At 71.0% G+C, this 16,587-nt stretch carries 16 protein-coding genes; 5 read left to right on the plus strand and 11 right to left on the minus strand.

Translation table 11 applies throughout. The features are described from left to right. Window positions 1-44 precede the first annotated feature (44 nt). Entirely contained in the window at window positions 45-1,124 is a 1,080-nt protein-coding gene (locus ACFRKB_RS20070; protein ID WP_383107415.1) for an NADH:flavin oxidoreductase/NADH oxidase, read from the minus strand. A gap of 198 nt (window positions 1,125-1,322) precedes the next feature. On the opposite strand from ACFRKB_RS20070, the gene ACFRKB_RS20075 reads away from it, so the two are divergent. Both ACFRKB_RS20075 and ACFRKB_RS20080 read left to right on the plus strand, forming a co-directional pair. Continuing rightward, window positions 1,323-1,691, plus strand: a complete 369-nt coding sequence (locus ACFRKB_RS20075) for an ArsR/SmtB family transcription factor (protein ID WP_383107638.1) — start codon at window positions 1,323-1,325, stop codon at window positions 1,689-1,691. 168 nt (window positions 1,692-1,859) lie between these two features. Continuing rightward, window positions 1,860-2,711, plus strand: coding sequence for a DUF6214 family protein (locus tag ACFRKB_RS20080; protein ID WP_383107417.1), 852 nt, complete (start codon window positions 1,860-1,862; stop codon window positions 2,709-2,711). A 27-nt stretch (window positions 2,712-2,738) separates the two neighbouring features. Here the strand turns inward: ACFRKB_RS20080 and ACFRKB_RS20085 are convergent, their stop codons facing one another. Further along, window positions 2,739-3,407, minus strand: a complete 669-nt coding sequence (locus tag ACFRKB_RS20085; protein ID WP_383107419.1) for a DUF305 domain-containing protein — start codon at window positions 3,405-3,407, stop codon at window positions 2,739-2,741. Between the two features lie 177 nt (window positions 3,408-3,584). Here ACFRKB_RS20085 and ACFRKB_RS20090 point away from each other — a divergent pair, with 177 nt between their 5' ends. Further along, entirely contained in the window at window positions 3,585-5,081 is a 1,497-nt protein-coding gene (locus ACFRKB_RS20090; RefSeq protein ID WP_383107421.1) for an LVIVD repeat-containing protein, read from the plus strand. On the opposite strand, the gene ACFRKB_RS20095 is transcribed toward ACFRKB_RS20090, so the two are convergent. The 5 genes from ACFRKB_RS20095 to ACFRKB_RS20115 form a co-directional block, all read right to left on the minus strand. Then, entirely contained in the window at window positions 5,057-5,710 is a 654-nt protein-coding gene (locus ACFRKB_RS20095) for a TetR/AcrR family transcriptional regulator (RefSeq protein WP_383107423.1), read from the minus strand. The two genes, ACFRKB_RS20090 and ACFRKB_RS20095, sit on opposite strands and share 25 nt — an antisense overlap. Window positions 5,711-5,912: 202 nt before the next feature. Beyond that, a complete protein-coding gene (locus ACFRKB_RS20100; RefSeq protein WP_383107424.1) occupies window positions 5,913-6,623 on the minus strand; it encodes an HAD family hydrolase in 711 nt (236 codons plus the stop codon). Window positions 6,624-6,642: 19 nt separating this feature from the next. After that, window positions 6,643-7,344: a phosphatase PAP2 family protein gene (locus ACFRKB_RS20105; protein ID WP_383107426.1), complete on the minus strand. Its 702-nt coding sequence runs from the start codon at window positions 7,342-7,344 to the stop codon at window positions 6,643-6,645. 32 nt (window positions 7,345-7,376) lie between these two features. After that, window positions 7,377-8,312 carry a M56 family metallopeptidase gene (locus ACFRKB_RS20110; RefSeq protein WP_383107428.1) on the minus strand — a complete coding sequence of 312 codons (936 nt, stop codon included), beginning with the start codon at window positions 8,310-8,312 and terminating at the stop codon, window positions 7,377-7,379. 111 nt (window positions 8,313-8,423) lie between these two features. Further along, a complete protein-coding gene (locus ACFRKB_RS20115; RefSeq protein ID WP_383107429.1) occupies window positions 8,424-9,002 on the minus strand; it encodes a DUF5134 domain-containing protein in 579 nt (192 codons plus the stop codon). A 360-nt stretch (window positions 9,003-9,362) separates the two neighbouring features. Here ACFRKB_RS20115 and ACFRKB_RS20120 point away from each other — a divergent pair, with 360 nt between their 5' ends. Beyond that, window positions 9,363-10,637, plus strand: coding sequence for a glycoside hydrolase family 99 protein (locus ACFRKB_RS20120; RefSeq protein WP_383107430.1), 1,275 nt, complete (start codon window positions 9,363-9,365; stop codon window positions 10,635-10,637). A 55-nt stretch (window positions 10,638-10,692) separates the two neighbouring features. On the opposite strand, the gene ACFRKB_RS20125 is transcribed toward ACFRKB_RS20120, so the two are convergent. From ACFRKB_RS20125 to ACFRKB_RS20135, 3 genes are all read right to left on the minus strand, one after another. Continuing rightward, window positions 10,693-13,005, minus strand: coding sequence for an ROK family protein (locus ACFRKB_RS20125; protein WP_383107431.1), 2,313 nt, complete (start codon window positions 13,003-13,005; stop codon window positions 10,693-10,695). 73 nt (window positions 13,006-13,078) lie between these two features. Beyond that, window positions 13,079-14,158: a Gfo/Idh/MocA family protein gene (locus ACFRKB_RS20130; RefSeq protein WP_383107432.1), complete on the minus strand. Its 1,080-nt coding sequence runs from the start codon at window positions 14,156-14,158 to the stop codon at window positions 13,079-13,081. Beyond that, complete coding sequence (locus ACFRKB_RS20135; protein ID WP_383107434.1) at window positions 14,143-14,811, minus strand: ThuA domain-containing protein; 669 nt, start codon at window positions 14,809-14,811, stop codon at window positions 14,143-14,145. The genes ACFRKB_RS20130 and ACFRKB_RS20135 overlap by 16 nt, the downstream gene beginning before the upstream one ends. Before the next feature lie 274 nt (window positions 14,812-15,085). Between ACFRKB_RS20135 and ACFRKB_RS20140 the strand changes: the two genes are divergently transcribed. Further along, window positions 15,086-15,649 (plus strand): GNAT family N-acetyltransferase, encoded by a 564-nt coding sequence (locus ACFRKB_RS20140; RefSeq protein ID WP_383107435.1) that lies wholly within the window; start codon window positions 15,086-15,088, stop codon window positions 15,647-15,649. 49 nt (window positions 15,650-15,698) lie between these two features. On the opposite strand, the gene ACFRKB_RS20145 is transcribed toward ACFRKB_RS20140, so the two are convergent. Next, complete coding sequence (locus tag ACFRKB_RS20145) at window positions 15,699-16,349, minus strand: glycerophosphodiester phosphodiesterase (RefSeq protein ID WP_383107437.1); 651 nt, start codon at window positions 16,347-16,349, stop codon at window positions 15,699-15,701. Window positions 16,350-16,587: the final 238 nt, after the last annotated feature.

The following is a 16,587-nucleotide window of genomic DNA, read 5'->3' on the forward strand; positions in this document are numbered from 1 at the left end:
ACCCGACCACTGACAACGGCTCCCGGGGTGAACGTCCGCGCAGGTCAGACGGCCCGGTGGTACTGCTGCGGGGTGTGGACGCGCCCGCCCAGCTCACCGGCCGCGCGGCGGGCCCAGGACGGGTCGCGCAGCAGCTCCCTGCCGAGCAGCACGGCATCGGCCTCACCGTTGGCGATGATCTTCTCGGCCTGCTCGGGCTGTGTGATCAGACCGACCGCCGCCACGGGCAGCCGCGTCTCCGCCCGGACCCGGGCCGCGAACGGCACCTGGTAGCCGGGACCGACCGGAATGCGTACGTCCGCGGCGTTCCCGCCACTGGACACATCGAGCAGATCCACGCCGTGCGCCAGCAGCTCGTCCGCGAGGCGCACCGTATCGTCAACGGTCCAGCCGCCCTCGTCGAGCCAGTCGGTGGCGGAGATCCGGAAGAAGAGCGGCAGCTCGTCGGGCCACTCGGCGCGTACGGCGTCCACGACCTCCAGTGCGAACCGCGCGCGGTTCGCGAAGGAGCCGCCGTAGGCGTCCGTACGCCGGTTGCTGTGCGGGGAGAGGAACTCACCGATCAGATAGCCGTGGGCGCCATGCACCTCGACGATCTGGAAACCGGCCTCCCTGGCCCGCCGTGCCGCCGCCGCGAACTGTCCGACGATCTCCTTGATCTGCTCCACGGTCAGTTCGGCGGGCAGCAGATGCCCCTCCGCGAAGGGCAGCGCGCTGGGCGCCAGCGGCTCCCACCCATGGGCCTCGGCGCCGACGGGACCGCCACCGTTCCACGGCCGGTCGGTCGAGGCTTTCCGCCCCGCATGGGCCAGCTGGATCCCGGCGGTGGTGCCCTGCGAGGCGAGGAAGCGGGTGATCCGGCGGAACGCCTCGACCTGCCTGTCGTTCCAGATCCCGAGGTCGGCGGGGCTGATACGGCCCTCGGGGCTGACGGCCGTGGCCTCGACGAGGATCAGTCCCGTGCCGCCCGTGGCGCGCGCCGCGAGATGGGAGAAGTGCCAGTCGTTCGGCACACCGGCGTCCGGACCCGTCTCGTCCGCGGAGTACTGGCACATGGGCGCCATCCAGACCCGGTTGGGGATGGTCAGGGACCGCAGGGTGTACGGCTCGAACAGTGCGCTCACGGCGGACTCCATTCGGAACATCGGAACATGGGGGATCGGTACGCGACGGACGGGCCGCCGTCTCGGGCGAGGCCCTGCCATGCTTCGTACGATACCCATCGTAGTAAGGCGAATGTCAAACTACGAGAAGTCTCGTACAATGAGATCCCGCAGATGCAGCACGATGAACGCGATGAACGCGATGAACGCCAAAGCGCGATGAAGTGGAGCCCCGCCGTGACCGCCGCGACCAGCACCCGCGAACTCGCCCACCCCTCGTGCGCGGAGATCCGTCTGGAGGGCGTGCTCCACGCGCTCTCCGATCCCCTGCGGCTGCGGATCGTCCGCGAGCTGGCCGTGGCGGACGACGAGCTCTCCTGTTCGCATTTCGACCTGCCGGTCAGCAAGTCCACCACCACCCATCACTTCCGGGTGCTGCGTGAGAGCGGTGTGATCGAGCAGAACTACCGGGGGACGGCCAAGATGAGCGGACTGCGCGGGGAGGACCTGGACCGGCTCTTCCCGGGTCTGCTCGACAGCGTCCTGAACGCCGCCTCCGCGCAGGCGGCCCGGCTCGGCGACAGCTGATCCGGAGACCGGTCGCGGTTGATCCGATGAGCCGACAGGGTGCCGTACGGATCAGCACGTGCGCGCCATGACAATGAGGGTGGATTGCCTGATTAAGTTGTGAATGTGTCGGAACATAAATTGATTTCCGCCCAGGAACCTCATGAGCACGACGCGTACCCATGGCCCATGTGGGAAGTGCAGGGGCACGGCACCGTCACCGGGGCCGGGGACCCCAGGGACGGCGCCGCGCGGCGCGAGATTCTGCCGCCCTGGGTCGATATCAGGCTGACCTTCGCGGACGGCGCGCGCCTCGATGTGCTCGCGGTGGTACGTGACGGCCGGATCGCCATCGAGGACGCGCAGGCCGACCCGCCGCTCGCCCTGGACGGTTTCGCCGCGCTCGCCGAGGCGATCGAGGCACCGCTCCACAACGCCTGTCAGGTGGTCGCCGGCCCGCACCGGCCGCCCGTGCCCCAGCCCGCCGAGAGCGGAGTTCCCGCCGACACCCAGGTCACCCCGCTCGCGCCGGGCTCCGGTGAGGGGGCGCCACCGTTGTCCGAGGGGACGGTGTCACCGGCGGGGGCGGAGCCCGAGGCCGAGCCGCGGCCGGCCCACGCGTCCGGACCCGCGCCGCTCGTGGTGGAAGGGCCGGGCGAGGACCTGGCCACCGTGCGGCCCGCGGAGGAATCGGCGCCGGAGTGCGCCCCCGACCCCGTCCCGGCCGCGCCGCCGGAGCCCGAACCGGCGGTCGCGCAGGCTGACGCTCAGGCCGCCGCGCAGTCGGCCGCACCGGGAGCCGCGCCGGAAGCCGCACAGGAACAGGACCGGTCCGGCCGGCACCGCGCCCGTCCGTCCCTCCCGCGCGGCAGCGCCGCCCGGCAGGGCGTCGCCGAGATCTACCGCGCCGCCCAGCAGGCCGGCCAGGACCCGGTGCTCGCCGTGATGTCCGCCACCGGTTACAGCCGCCGCAAGGCGCTGAGGCTGATCGCCGGCGCCCGTGACGAGGGACACCTGACTCCCCGTCACCATCGGCGCTGAGCAGCGCCGTTCACCGCGTCCGCCGCGTCACATGCCGCGCATACGGTTCATCTCGGACGTCTGCTGCGAGATGACATCGTTCGCCATCTCCTCGACCTGGATGTTGTTGCCCTCCGACAGTGCCTCGGTGGCCATGGTGATCGCTCCCTGGTGGTGAGTGATCATCAGCTTGAGAAACAGCTCGTCGAAGGCCTTGCCCTTCGCCGCCCGCAACTGCGTCAGTTGGGCCTCGGTGGCCATCCCGGGCATCGTGCCGTGGTCGTGGCCCTGTTGCTTCTTCGCCCCGCCGTTGTTCTTCAGCCAGGCTTCCATCATGCCGATCTCGGGCTTCTGCGCGTCGGCGATCCGCGACGCGAGCCGCTTCACCTGCTCCGAGTCCGCCCGTTCCGGAACGAGCGCGGCCATGTCCAGCGCCTGCCCATGATGCACGATCATCATCTGCGCATAGGTGAAATCGGCGGAGTTGGGGGTGTTGTCCGGCGCCGCCTTCAGCGCCTCCTCGGCGGAGAGCGTCTTCGCGGGCTCGCCCGGCTTCCCGGGGGCCACGACCCCAGCGCCCTTGTCCGCGTGAGACTTTGCCGCGTCCGCGCTGTCGTCACCGCCCGATTCGCAGGCGCCCAGGGCGAGTACGGCGGCGGCGACGGCCGCCGCGACGACGGACCGGCGAACACGCGGGTTCCGGTGGCGGATCAACACGGCGACCTCCTGCGGCACATGGTGTGGTGGAACATTTCCTAGCACGCTTCTGGCTACGAGTGATCAAAAACTTTCATTACGTCTCTGTTGCCATCTGTTGAGATGTACATGAGAGGGACGATACTGCCGACGTCCGTGACCCGTTCATCTCTGAGCGGGGATACAAGGGAGGACGCAGTGAGTTCGTTGCACACCACCCGCGTGCGGCGCAGACGTCTGGGCGTGGCAGCAGCCGCGGCCGGGCTCTTCGCCACTCTGCTGGCCGCCGGCCCGGCGGTCGCCACACCCGACCCCGGTGACCGTCAGGCCAAGGAGAAGATCTCCAGCAGCCAGGCCGCCGAGGTGAAGTCAGCCATCCAGAACGGTGAGATACCCGGCGTGGACGAGATCGTCCACAGCCCCAACATCAGCCATCTCGCCAATGTGCCCAAAGACCTGATCAAGGGGACCAATTCGGACCTCGCGTTCCAGGGCAACTATGCCTTCACGGGCAACTACGACGGTTTCCGGATCTTCGACATCAGCAACCCGAAGGCCCCCAAGACCGTCGCGCAGGTGCTCTGCCCCGGATCGCAGAACGATGTCTCGGTCTCGGGTAATCTGCTCTTCCTCTCCACCGACTCCTCGCGCAGCGACAACTCGTGCAACAGCACGTCGCAGCCCGCCACGGAGAAGTCGTCCTGGGAGGGCATGAAGATCTTCGACATCAGCGACAAGCGGAACCCCAAGTACGTCGCCGCTGTCGAGACCGCGTGCGGTTCCCACACCCACACGCTGGTGCCGGAGCGCAAGGACGTGTACATCTACGTCTCCTCGTACTCGCCCAGCGTGTCCTTCCCGGACTGCCAGCCGCCGCACGACGGAATCTCCGTCATCAAGGTGCCGCGCAAGTCCCCGGAGAAGGCCGCGGTCGTGAACTTCCCGGTCCTCTTCCCCGAGGGCGGAAACCCGGGAGCGCCCACCAACCCGGGCGTCTCGGCGACCACGGGCTGCCACGACATCACGGTGCTGCCTTCCAAGGACCTGGCCGCCGGTGCCTGCATGGGTGACGGCATCCTGTTCGACATCAAGGACCCCGAGCACCCCAAGGTGATCGACCAGGTCCAGGACAATGTCAACTTCGCCTTCTGGCACTCGGCCACCTTCAACCAGGACGCCAACAAGGTCGTCTTCACCGACGAGCTGGGCGGCGGTGGCGCCGCCACCTGCAACGCCGAGATCGGTCCGAACCGGGGCGCCGACGGCATCTACGACATCGTCGGCAAGGGTGACAAGCGCAAGCTGGTCTTCCGCAGCTACTACAAGATCCCCCGCTACCAGGCGGACACCGAGAACTGCGTCGCCCACAACGGGTCGCTGATCCCGGTCAAGGGCCGCGACATCATGGTCCAGTCCTGGTACCAGGGTGGCGTCTCCGTCTGGGACTTCACCAACTCGTCGAAGCCGAAGGAGATCGCGTACTTCGAGCGCGGTCCGATCTCGGCCGAGACCCTGGTCGGCGGAGGCACCTGGTCCTCCTACTACTACAACGGCTACATCTACTCGAACGACATGGTCAAGGGCTTCGATGTGCTCAAGATCGATGACCGTCTGACCGATCCCGCGAAGCGGGTGCGGCTGTCCGAGCTGAACGTGCAGACGCAGCCGGACTACTTCGACCGCTCCGGCCACTGAAGGATCATGTCCTGACTCGTTCCGCCGGGCGGGCAGCCGCCCGGCGGAACGCCGAGTCCCCAGTCCAGCCCGTAGCGCTGGAACAGCTCGGCGCGCAGCCGTGGCAGCGGCATCGGCGCGCCTGGCATCAGTACGGCGAAGACCGCGCCCATCAACAGGGCGCGCAGCAGCGGATAGTCGCTGTCCGGGTCCGGTGAGCCGTACCGCTCCACCGTCTTCCGCAGCAGCCCCGCGAGCCGCTGCTGCTCGGGGCACTGCACGAACCCCTCGGCCTGCAGGATGCCGGCCATATGCGTCCGCATCAGGACGGGGCAGTCGTCGGTGAGCCCGAGAATGGCGTCGATCGCCCGTGCCAGCAGCTCCCGGCCGTCGTCCGTGGCCGGTTCGCGCTCCAGGGCCGCCTGGAGCGTGCGGTGCATCAGCCGGTGGACGGCGGACTGCAGCAGCTGCCGCTTCCCCGGGAAGTAGTACGAGACGAGCCCGCGCGCGGACCCCGCCCTGTCGGCGATGTCCGCGAGCGTCGTGGCCTCGTAGCCGCGTTCGGCGACCAACTCCACTGTCGCCTGCAGCAATCGCTCCCGGGAACGCCGACGGAGCTCTTCATTGACCGATGCGCTCCGCGGGGACATGCTTTACTCCTGCGTTGACTGGCTCCAAGCCAATATACTCAGCGCGTCCCGTCGCAGACCCTTCCGGGCCTGGTCAGCGGGGCTGCCGCCTGCCTTGGGCGACGCGGGGGATCGCCCAGGCAGACGGCTTCGGCCTGCCCGGACGGCGCCGCGGTGCCCGTTTCGGGCCCGGGGCCGCCCGTTTGCCGCCCTGTTCACGGGTCTATCGCAACGGTCCCCGGCCCGCCAGGGCGATAACGGGCCGCAGTCCCGACGGGCGCTCCTCGACCGGCAGATGGTCCACGAAATGGACCGAGCAGCCCAGCTCCGCCGCTCCGCCGTCCGCCTCGCGGTCGTCACCGACCATCAGCACATCGTGCGGATCCTGCCCCAGCTGCTCGCAGGCCGCCCGGAACAGCCGCGCGTCGGGCTTCTGGATGCCGTGCTCGTACGAGAGCACATACGCGTCGACGAACGCGTCCAGGCCGTGGGCGCGGAAGACCGGCCGCAGATCCCAGCCGATATTGCTCACCACCGCGATCCCGATGCCCTCGCGCCGCAGCGTGCCGAGCACCTCGGCGGCGTCGGTGTACGGACGCCAGGCGTCCGGCGTCATATGACGGTCGTAGAGCGCGTCGTACAGGACCGGACTGGGCAGCTCCACCTGCCGGGCGAGCCCGGTGTACGCGGCGCGGTGGCGCCCGGCGCTCTCGTCCCGGGTGGCCCACACCCCGGCCAGCCGCGGCGGCACCCGCTCCGGTGAGGAGCCACCGGGCAGCGCGCCGGCCACGGCCAGCCGCATCGCGTACCGCCGCACCTCGTCGGGGGGTACGGCGACGCCCGCCTCGTCGAGCACGGCACGCAGCCAGGAGCCCGCGGATTCGATACGGAAGAGGGTTCCGGAGAAGTCGAAGAGCACACCCTTGAAGGTCATGCGTACGATCCTCGCCGGGTCACGGCTCCCGGGACAAGGTCACGCGCCCGTACACCGAGACCGAGAACGCGACCAGGAAGCCACCGAACAGCCATCCGCCCAACACGTCCGCACTCCAGTGCACCCCCAGCCACAGCCGGGTCAGGCCCGCCCCGGCCACCGATACGACCGCGACGAGGACCGCCGTACGCCAGGGCCACCCGCCGGCCCCGTGGCGGCGTGCCAGCCACAGCAGCAGCCCGCAGGTCACCGCGGCGGTCATGGCGTGACCGGACGGGAACGCCGCGTAATGCGCGGAGTCGACCGGGTCGGGCCACTGCGGGCGCTCCCGCCCGACCGCGGCCTTCGCCCCCTGGGAGACGGCCGTACCCAGCGCCGCCGTTCCGGCCGTCCAGAGCGCGAACAGCCGCTCACGCCGCAGCCACAGCGCGATCACGGCCACCGCGGTCAGCAGTCGCATCGTCCAGGGATCCCAGACCCAGTCGGTGAGCACCCGGTTCACCCAGGTCGCGCCCGGGTCGGCGACCGCCCGGCGGTGCAACTCCTCGGCGGCCCAGCGGTCGAAGGAGAACAGCGGACCCCACTCCGCCACGACGAGGACGGTCAGCACGCCGGAGAGGACGGCGAGCAGCGCGGCCACCGCGCCCGCTCCGGTGAGTCCGGCGAGCGGGGGACGGGCAGGGGGCGGCGGAGAGACCATGGGGGCCGAGGGCGAGCGCATGGGGTGATCCTCGCTCACGCGGTGCGCGGGCCCTAGCCGAGGGCGCGAAGCGCCGGTACGAAAGCGACCAGCAGCGGTACGACCGGCACCAGCGCCGCGGCCGCGGTCAGCCGCAGCCGGCGACCCGCGGTGAGCCGGGGTACGGGCGACAGCAGCCGGTTCACCCGCTGCGGCAGTTGCGCGTCGGGGGTGGTGCCCGGTCCGAACACCCCGCGGTCCTCGTTCAGTTCGACCAGAGCGAGCGCGATCGTCAGCCGCCCGAAGCGCCGTGAGGCGACATCGTCGGCGGCCAGCTCGACCAGCCGGTGCATCTCGTCGCGGAACGCCGCGAACACCGGCACCTGCGGGAATCCGTTCGCCAGCGCCCCCGAGCAGTGCAGCAGCCAGTCGTGCCTGGCGCGCGCGTGGCCCTGCTCATGGGCGAGCACGGCATCGAGCTGACGGCCCTTCAGCCTACGCAACGCGGCGGTGGTGATGACCAGTTGGGGCGCGGCGCCCGGCAGCCACCACGCGCCGGGCCGCTCGCCCTCCAGGACGACGAGCGGTTCGTCGCGCGGCTCCTCGCCGGGCAGCAGGGGGGAGCGTACGAGCAGTTCCCTGCGGCGCTGCCGGCGACGGCGGCGGGCCCGGTGGATCTCCCGGGTGAGCATCGCGGCCGTCCAGAGGCCGCCGCAGGCCAGCAGCACGGTCAGTACGGCCGTCCACGGCCCGTGCGAACCGAAGGCGTAGGCCTCCACCACCCCGCGCGGCGCGGGCGCGAAGACATGGCCGCGGACGCGCAGCCAGGAGGCGGCGGCGCTGAAGGTCATGGAGAGCGCGAAACTCAGCAGCACGGCCGCCACGACGCACTGCCACACCCAGAGCGCCACCACGGGCTCGCGCTCCGGCCAGTCGGCGCGCGACAGGAGCCGCGGGGCGACGACGGCGGCCAGCGCACCGAGCAGCAGCAGTGCCAGGGAGACCATCATGGTCACCAGAGTAGGAGCGTCGTACTACTCAGGGGTATGTCCTTGCCGGGCAAGTGACCCACGACACGTTTGGGCGCGGACGCCGGTGGCCCTCTTCGTGACCGGCCGAGTTCAGAGTGTGAGCAGCATCGCCAGCATCGCGATGCCCATGGAGAGCCGGCAGACCAGCGCCAGTTCCGGCCGCTCGCCCCAGCCCGCCAGGGCCGTACCGCCAGCGCCCTCGGGGCCAGCGGTGGCCGGGACCGGCAGCAGCCGGGCGCCCGCCCACAGCACATAGCCGGCGTAGTAGACCAGCAGCACGCCCGTGATCAGCGGTGCTCCGCTCCCCGGGCCCGCCGTGTGCGCGCTGTGCGCCCCGGCCGGGGCGAGGGCCATGGCCCCGGCCATGTAGACCATCGCGAGCATCCCCAGCAGATGGTGCAGCCGATGCCCGGCCCCGGGGCCTGTCCGGCGGAGCGTGTGCAGCGCCGCGCCGGCGAACACCACCACGTACCCCGCCCAGACCCACCGGGGCGGTGTCAGCACGGCGGCGGGCACCGCCATGGCCGCCATCCCGAAGCCCATCAGCGCCTCGCCGCCCGCCGAACCGCGCTGTTCGCCCACGCTGTCGCGCAGCCGGAGCAGGCAGTAGCTCCCGGCCGCCGCGCAGAGCGCGACGAGCAGCCAGCCGGACATCGCCGGTCCGTGCACCGCGCACCTCCCCCGTCTCCGTCAACGGACTCGTCCAGGGAATGCCCGGCGCCGCCGATGCGCATACGAGCGCAGAGGGACACAGGGGGAGCGCACCGGGGGTCACGGACCCCGCAGGGCACCGGCGTTCGGTTATTTCGCATTCCACTGGAAACGGAAAGCGTAAAGAAAATCGGCTGACACGCCGTCGCCTTTTCCGGTCGAATCCCCGCTGCCCGCGGCCTTGTGGTGACCGTAACGCCCGACTACTTTGCGAAGACGTGCCCTTGGGGGCCGGGCGGACTGCCGCCGCCTGTAAATCCCCCCACCCCCGAGGGCTTTACGCGTTTCTGGCAGATATCGAGTGGGAGGAATTCCCCCATGCATATGTCACGACGGTCGGCCCTCGCCTCCGCGCTGGCGGCTTCGGCCGCCATCGCCGGCGTCGGCGCAGCCCAGCAGGGTGCGTCGGCGTCCGAACCGCGACGCCGCGCGCAGTCGGGCCCCACCGCGAGTCCCCCCGGCGACGTGGTCGGCAAAATCACCGTGGGCTACCAGGGCTGGTTCGCCTGTACCGGTGACGGAGCCCCCATCAATGGGTGGTGGCACTGGAGCCGGAACATGAGTCAGCCGCCGTCGCTCAGCAATACCACGATCAAGTCATGGCCGGACATGCGGGAATACTCCCGCGGTTACCCCACCGCCTACCCGAATCTGAACAGCGGCCAGCCCGCCACGCTGTTCTCCTCCTGGGACCAGCAGACGGTCGACACGCACTTCCGCTGGATGCGGGAGAACAACTGCGACACGGCCGCGCTCCAGCGCTTCAACCCCTTCAGCCCGGAGGGCCCGACCCGGGACGCGATGGCGCAGAAGGTGCGCCAGGCGGCCGAGGCCAACGGCCGCAAGTTCTACATCATGTACGACGTCACCGGCTGGACGTCCATGCAGTCCCAGATCAAGGAGGACTGGACGTCGAAGATGAGGGCGCACACCGCGTCCGGCGCCTACGCGAAGCAGAACGGCAAGCCGGTGGTGTGCATCTGGGGCTTCGGCTTCAACGACCCGGGCCGGCCCTTCGAGCCCGCGCCGTGCAAGGAGGTCGTCGAGTGGTTCAAGGCCCAGGGCTGCTATGTGATCGGCGGCGTGCCCACCCACTGGCGCAACAGCACCGACGACTCGCGGCCCGGCTTCCAGGACGTGTACCACGCGTTCCACATGATCTCGCCCTGGATGGTCGGACGGATCGGCAGCGTCGCCGACACCGACCGGTTCTTCCGCGACGTCAACACCCCCGACCAGGCGGACTGCAACGCCCATGGCATCGACTACCAGCCGTGTGTGCTGCCCGGTGATCTCCAGGAACGCCACCGCGCCCACGGGGACTTCATGTGGCGGCAGTTCTACAACATGGTGCGGGTCGGCGCGCAGGGCATCTACATCTCCATGTTCGACGAGTTCAACGAGGGCAACCAGATCGCCAAGACCGCGGAGAACGGTGCGCAGGTGCCGTCCGGTTCGGGTATCTGGGCGCTGGACGAGGACGGCACCTCGTGCTCGTCCGACTACTACCTGCGGCTGACCGGCGACGGCGGCCGGATGCTCAAGGGCCAGATCGGACTGACGGCCACCAGGCCCACCCAGCCCAGGATCTGACGGAAGGTCATATCGGAGCGAGGCCGCCGGGGACACCCCCTGCGGCCTCTCCGTGTCAGCCGGCGGGCAGATGCCGTGTCCGGCGCTCCCGTTCCCGCAGCCGGGGGGCGAACGTCGCGTGGAAGATGGTCGACGCCGCCCCCACCGCGGCGGCCTCCGCGCTCAGCACGGACGGCTCGACCGCGACCCTTCGCAGCCGTCTGGCCGTCGGGAACGCGTTGACGGTACGGGCGATCTCGTCCAGATAGAAGCCGGCGACATCCTCGGTGAAGAAGGGGCCGCCGAGCACGATCAGATCGATGTCCAGCAGATCGACCAGGCTCAGCGCTCCCTGTGCCACCGCCCGCGCGACCTCGCGTACGGCCGCCGCCGCGGCGGGATCGCCCGCGGCGGCGGCCTCGCCCACCGCCAGATACGCCGCGGTGCTCCCCGACGCGTCCCCCGGCGCACCGCCCGGCGCGACGCGTACGGGACGCATCCCGCCCCGTACCGCCAACTCCGGTACGGACACTGGCGGATTGCACTCCGGAAGGATCTCCGGCCTGCCGTCCTCGGCCATCCGTCCCAGGGCGATGGCGCACAGCTGCCCGAACTCCCCGGCGTTGGCGCTGATCCCGCGGTACAGATCGCCGTTGAGATAGAGCCCGGTGCCGACGCCCGTACCGAGATAGAGATACGCGAAGTCCCTGGCCCTGCGGTCGCGGCCGATCCACCGCTCGCCGGCCGCGGCCGCGGTGGAGTCCTTCTCCATCAGGACGGGGCACGGGAAGTGGTCCTGGAGCAGATAGAGCAGCGGCAGATCACCCCAGGCCGACATCAGCGGCGGTCCGAGTACGGTGCCGGACGCGATGTCGACCGGCCCCGGCACGGCGACCCCGATTCCGAGGAAACCGTCCTCCCGGACCGATCCGCGCGCCTCCGCCAGTGTCTCCCGGCCGAGCGCGGCCACCCGTCGCACGAACTCCGCCGGATCGATGGCGGCGGTGACGGGCCGGGTCCGGGTACGGACGATCGCGCCGTCGAGATCGATGACGACCGCGGTGAGCACCTCCGGGTCGATATGGATACCGAGCGCGTGGGCGGCCGTCCCGCAGAGCCGTACCGGCGTACGGGGTTTGCCCGAGGCCGCGCGTCGCTGAGCGTCCTCGATGAGGATGCCCCGGTTCAGCAGCGAGCGGGCGATCCGGGAGACCGACTGCTGGGTGAGGCCCGTGCGGTGGGCTATCTCGCCCCGGGTGATCGTGCCGGAGAGCCGTACCGTCTCGATGACCACGCACTCGTTGAACGAACCCAGATCGATCCGGTCGGCCCCGCTCCAGGACCGGCTTCCGGCCGGGCTGTCCGCGTGATGGCCCGCGCCCGGACGGCCCGCGACGTTCTCGCGCAGCCAGCGCACCGCGGCGCGCGGGGTGCCGGGCCGCGCCGCCGCGTACCGTTCCAGCTCGGCCGCCAGATCGAGATAGACACGGCGCGAGGACTCCGGATGGCCGGTGCTGTCGAGCGCGATCATGGCCCGGAGGAAGGTGCGCCAGGTCGAGCGCGCGGGGATCCGATGCAGCGTCACCAGCCCATCGGGCATGGTCTGTTGGGGTACCAGCCCGTCCCGCACGGCCTGTTGGGGTGATGCGGGCCCGTCCGCCGTCTCCCAGAGCGTGATGGCATGCAGCCCGAGGTCCGGATGGCCGTGGGCGGCCTCGGCCAGATACTCCGCCAGGCCGCCGTACGCCGGTGAGGTGTCACCGTCCGCCCCGCGCGCCATCGCCGCCGTCAGCACGGTCTCCACCGCCGAGGTGAGTCCGGCGAGTACGTCCGTGCCGGGCACGGTCCCGGCGGCGGGCCGCCGGGGCGCCCCCTGCCGGGTGCCCGCCAGGAGTACGGCGCGCCGCAGGTCCACGTACAGGCCCATCACCCAGACCTCGGCGCCGGGCAGCGGCGGCCTGGTCGGTACGGAGGGGACGGGTGCCTCGCCGGGGGAGAGCCGCCAGCGGCGCCGGATCCCGGCGACGGTGGCGTGCGAGAGGCCCAGCTCCCGGGCGACCGCGCGCGAGGCGCCGCTGCCACCGGGCGCCAGCAGCGTACGGGTGACGACCTCCGCCTCGTCCACGGTCGCGGGCCGTCCGGTGCGCGGCCGGTGCCCGAGGCCGTCGATGCCCGCGCTCCTCCAGCGCCGCCGCCAGGTGCCCGCCGTCTGCCGGGACACCCCGAGCCGGCGGGAGATCTCGGCGTCGCGCAGCCCGTCGGCGGCGAGGAGGACGACCCGCGCCCGGGTCGCGAGCGGGCCGCCCTCCTCGGCCCAGCGGGTCAAGACGGCCCGGTGCTCCGGGGGCAGAGAGCCGGCCGGGCCGTCGTCTTGGGGGGCCTCGGGCATCAGTGCCTCCGGGCGGCGAGGAAACGCGTGATCCACGCGAGGGACACGTCCGTGAAGTGACGCCGGGCGGCGCTCAGTGCCGTACCGGCTCCGGCCTGACGCAGCAGCTCTCCACCGGGAGCGCCCTGCCTTCCCGCGCCGAGTCGAGCAGCGTCAGCATGATGTCCAGGACATGGCGCGCCAGTTCGGCGGAGGCCCGGTGCGGGCGGCCCCCGGCGAGCGACTCGGCCAGATCCGCGAGCCCGGTGCCGCGTCCCGCTCCCACGTATCCGGCCGTGACCGGCAGCGCCTCCCATTCCCCGGCGCCCCGGTGCAGTTCGACCGTACCGTCGAACCCGTTGGGGTCGGGGACGGAGAGCGAGGCGCCGGTGCCGTGCACCTCGATACGCGGCAGCCGGGCGGCCTGGATGTCGAAGCTCATCACGAGCGTGGTGAGGGTGCCGTTGGCGTGCCGCAGTACGCCCGTGACATGGGTGTCGACCTCCACCGCGAAGCGTTCACCGGCCCGCGGCCCGCTGCCGATCTCCCGTTCGGCCCGCGGCCGGGATCCCGCGCCGGTGACGGTGATGACGGGGCCCAGCAGATGGACGAGCGCCGAGAGGTAGTAGGGGCCCATGTCGAGCAGCGGCCCGCCGCCGCGCCGGTAGTAGAACTCCGGGTCCGGGTGCCAGCGTTCGTGGCCGGCCGTCGTCATGAAGGCCGTCGCGGCGACCGGCGTGCCGATCAGCCCGTCGTCGACCGCCCTGCGCGCCGTCTGGACGCCCGTACCGAGCACGGTGTCGGGCGCGCAGCCGATCCGCAGCCCGCCCGCCTCGGCCGCGGCCAGCATCCGGTCCGTCTCCGCACGCGTGGCGGCCAGTGGCTTCTCCCCGTACACATGCTTGCCCGCGGCGAGCGCGGCCAGGGCGACCTCGGCGTGGACCGCCGGGATCGTCAGATTGAGCACGGCGTCCACATCGGGGCGGGCCACCAGCTTGTCGACCGATCCGACGACCGCCGCGCCGGGCACCCGGGCGGCGGCCGTCGCGGCGCGGTCCTGGTCGAGATCCGTGACGGCCGTCAGCGTGACATCCTCCAGCCGTTCCAGTGTGTCCAGATAGGCGCCGCTGATCTTGCCCGCGCCCACCATGCCGACTCTCAGCGGCTCGCCCACAGCAGTCCCCTCTCGGTGAGCACCCGTACCTCGGGCACATCGAAGTCGTCCGGTTTATGGCCGATGGCGGAGACGAAGACCCGGCCCTCGCCCCAGGTCCTGGTCCAGACGGCAGGCATGGTGACCGGCCGCGCCCGCTCCTCGCCGGCCGGGAACTCCGTGGTCGCCAGGACATCGATCAGCGGGTCGGTGGCGAGCCAGTACTTCTCCGTATGGACCCGGAAGTCGCTCAGTCCGGCGATCACGGGATGGTCGGCGCGCTCCTTGACCAGCGTCACCCCATGGTCGGAGAAGCCGGGCGGATGCATCAGGAACTGGCCGCCGGTGAGCAGTTGGTAGCCGACATCGCCCCGGAAGGAGTCCACGATCCCGCCGTGCCAGCCGGCCAGTCCGGTGCCGGCCCGGACCGCCGAGGCGAGTCCGGCGCTCTGCTCGGCGGTGATCTCACCCATCGTCCAGCACTGGACCACCAGATCGGTGGCGGCGAGGAGTTCGGCGTCGTTGTAGACGTCCAGGGTGCCGGAGATCCGGATGTCATAGCCGCGGTCGCGCAGGAACGGCAGGAACAGTTCCGTGATCGCCACGGGCTGGTGTCCCTCCCAGCCGCCGCGGACCACGAGGGCCCTCCGGGCGTCGGATGTCTCGGACGTCATGGTCGTTGCACGCTCCCATCGATGTCGCGCGGCGGAGCCCGGCGAGCGTCGGCATACGGATAGCGGAATGGCTGACTGCCACCCGAACGTATGGAGAGGGAGATTGATTTGTCAACGACTCTACCAAATGGTGGTCGGAACGGCACCGACGACCGGTCGGACGGGTGATCCCGAGGAGCGCCGAGGTCCCCGCGGCGCCTCGCGCTAGGCTGCGGAGGCCCCAGGTCCCGGCCGTACCCGGGACAGAGCCGGACAGCAGAGGAGAGCGCGCACCATGGACGCCGCCAGTCACCCCACCGTCCCGCAGCGGACCGGCGAACTCGCCTACCGGGACGCCACGGCGGCCGACACCGGCGCGCTCGTCGCCCTCATCGAGTCGGCGTACCGGGGGGACAGCAGCCGTACGGGATGGACGACCGAGGCGGACATCCTGGAGGGGCAGCGCACCGACCCCCAGGGGGTGCGCGAGGTGATCGAGTCGCCCGGCAGCCGGCTGCTGGCCATCGAGCGGGACGGTGAACTGGTCGCCTGCTGCCAGCTCGAACACCGCGGGGACGCCGCCTACTTCGGGATGTTCGCCGTACTGCCCGGCTCGCAGGGCTCGGGCCTCGGCAAGCAGGTCATGGCGGCGGCGGAGCGCATCGCGGGCGAGACCTGGGGTGTGCGGGAGATGCACATGACCGTGATCACGGTCCGCGAGGAACTGATCGCCTGGTACGAGCGGCGCGGCTACCGCCGTACGGGAAAGCGGTACCCCTTCCCGTACGGCGACGAGCGCTTCGGCATCCCGCAGCGGGACGACCTGGAGTTCGAGCTGCTGGTCAAGCGGCTCGGCTGAAGCGCCGGGCCCCGAGAGCTGTGCGCGACCGGGCGGGCCCGGCGCCGGCTCAGGCGGTGAACCGGCCCGTGCGCCGGATCTCCGGGAAGTCCGTGGTCACCGCCCCGAGCTGGAGCGCCCGCGCCAGCCGCAGGTGGTCCTGGGTGTTCACCACCCAGCCGATGACCCCAAGACCCTCCCCGTGCGCCCGCTCGACGACCTCCAGGGTCAGTCTCCGGATGTTCAGGGCCAGCCTGGCGGCGCCCACCGCCCTGGCCCGGTCCACCACATCGCCGCCCCAGCGGCTGGCGATCAGTACGGTACGCACGCCCGGCACCAGCGAGGCGATCTCGGCGACCGCCTCGTCATGGAACGACGACACCTCGACGCGTTCCACCAGCCCTCGCCGGAGCATCACCTCCGCCAGCGCGCGGGCCGCGGCCTTGTCCTTGATCTCGGCCTGGAGCGGCGACCGTACGGCGTCCAGCACCTCCTCGAAGACCGGGACGCGCTCGCCCAGCCCCGCGTCCAGCTCCCGCAGCTCGGCGAGGGTCCGGTCGGCGATGGCGCCCGTTCCGTCGGTCGTACGGTCCACGTCCGTGTCGTGCATGACGGCCAGGGCGCCGTCCTTGGTCAGATGGAGGTCCAGTTCGATGGCGTCCATGCCCGCGCGCTCCGCGTGCAGAAAGGAGCGCAGGGTGTTCTCCGGTTCGACACCCATCACTCCACGATGACCGATGGTCTGGAAAGTCAAGACGATCCTCGCTTCCGTCGACGGCGGCTCCCGCGCGCAGCCTAACGGCCAGGCCCCTGCCTGGGACCCGGCCGCGCACCAGGGAGTCCGGGGGCCGGTCGAGGCTCGCGGCGCTACGCTGGTTACGAGTGTCGTACCCCTGGATCGCCGGAAAAATGACGGTGACCATGGGGGGTCCGCAGGATAATTTGTGTCAGCCCCGCTT

The organism is Streptomyces scopuliridis (genome assembly GCF_042790125.1).
Taxonomy (GTDB): domain Bacteria; phylum Actinomycetota; class Actinomycetes; order Streptomycetales; family Streptomycetaceae; genus Streptomyces; species Streptomyces scopuliridis_A.

Coding starts and splice junctions, on each gene's coding strand:
- ACFRKB_RS20075 (WP_383107638.1), top strand. CDS start 1,323: ATGAAGTGGAGCCCCGCCGTGACCGCCGCGACCAGCACCCGCGAACTC.
- ACFRKB_RS20110 (WP_383107428.1), bottom strand. CDS start 8,312: ATGATGGTCTCCCTGGCACTGCTGCTGCTCGGTGCGCTGGCCGCCGTC.
- ACFRKB_RS20100 (WP_383107424.1), bottom strand. CDS start 6,623: ATGACCTTCAAGGGTGTGCTCTTCGACTTCTCCGGAACCCTCTTCCGT.
- ACFRKB_RS20125 (WP_383107431.1), bottom strand. CDS start 13,005: ATGCCCGAGGCCCCCCAAGACGACGGCCCGGCCGGCTCTCTGCCCCCG.
- ACFRKB_RS20145 (WP_383107437.1), bottom strand. CDS start 16,349: ATGGGTGTCGAACCGGAGAACACCCTGCGCTCCTTTCTGCACGCGGAG.
- ACFRKB_RS20095 (WP_383107423.1), bottom strand. CDS start 5,710: ATGTCCCCGCGGAGCGCATCGGTCAATGAAGAGCTCCGTCGGCGTTCC.
- ACFRKB_RS20105 (WP_383107426.1), bottom strand. CDS start 7,344: ATGCGCTCGCCCTCGGCCCCCATGGTCTCTCCGCCGCCCCCTGCCCGT.
- ACFRKB_RS20080 (WP_383107417.1), top strand. CDS start 1,860: ATGTGGGAAGTGCAGGGGCACGGCACCGTCACCGGGGCCGGGGACCCC.
- ACFRKB_RS20140 (WP_383107435.1), top strand. CDS start 15,086: ATGGACGCCGCCAGTCACCCCACCGTCCCGCAGCGGACCGGCGAACTC.
- ACFRKB_RS20135 (WP_383107434.1), bottom strand. CDS start 14,811: ATGACGTCCGAGACATCCGACGCCCGGAGGGCCCTCGTGGTCCGCGGC.
- ACFRKB_RS20120 (WP_383107430.1), top strand. CDS start 9,363: ATGCATATGTCACGACGGTCGGCCCTCGCCTCCGCGCTGGCGGCTTCG.